Origin of the sequence: Aeromonas simiae (assembly GCF_000820125.1) — a bacterium.
GTDB classification, from domain to species: domain Bacteria; phylum Pseudomonadota; class Gammaproteobacteria; order Enterobacterales; family Aeromonadaceae; genus Aeromonas; species Aeromonas simiae.
In genome coordinates, this window is record NZ_CDBY01000090.1 from 22,811 (window position 1) to 23,523 (window position 713).

Annotated in this window: 1 protein-coding gene and 1 pseudogene; both read left to right on the forward strand. The window is 70.0% G+C overall.

What is annotated here, in order from left to right:
• Positions 1-250, forward strand: a 250-nt coding sequence (locus tag BN1134_RS18090) for a YcjX family protein (RefSeq protein ID WP_198133214.1), incomplete at its 5' end; no start/stop codon positions are given.
• A 9-nt stretch (positions 251-259) separates the two neighbouring features.
• Positions 260-713 (forward strand): annotated as a pseudogene (locus tag BN1134_RS18095) (TIGR01620 family protein); the annotation flags it as partial.

Below are 713 nucleotides of genomic sequence, written 5' to 3' on the forward strand. Positions count from 1 at the left end.
CACCGAGGTGGGGCAGGGGCAAAGCGGCGGTCATACCTTCCCCGCCCTCAAGGGGATCGGGCTCGATGGCCAGCCCCTGCTGCTGTTTCCCGGCGAGGTGCCCACCACCCCGCCCACCGCCGCCTGGTGGCAACAGGGCAGCTTTGACTTTCAATCGTTCCGGCCGCTGCCGATGGCGCCCCATCAGGCCATGCCTCATGTTCGCCTCGACGCGGCGCTGGAGTTCCTGCTCGGCGACAAGCTGGCTTAAGGAGGGAAGATGGAGGAGAAACCGCGCGGCAAGGTGCTGCTCGATGAGCTGGCGCCGCCGGTCGCCGACACGCGCCCGGTCAGCCCGGTCACACTAGAGCCCCAGAGCTTTGCTCCGCTTGAGGAGGCTGTCGAGGAGAGCCTCAGCCCCCGGCCCGCGCGTCCGAAGCGGCGTCATCGCCTGCTGGCCTGGGGCGTGGGGGGCGTGGGTCTGCTCTCGCTCGGCCAGTATGGTCACTTTTTGTGGCAGCAGTGGCTGGCTGAGCCGCTGTGGGGCGGGGCCTGGCTGCTGGCCTCTGGCCTGGTGATCAGTGGCGCCGCGCTGGCCGTCGAGCGCGAGTGGCGCCGCTTGCGCCGCCTGAAAAAGCGCCAGGATGTGCGCTCGTGCGCCGAGGATCTGCTGGCCCATCAAGGGGTGGGGCAGGGGGAGGCGCTGTGCACCCGATTGGCCGAGGAGTCGGGGG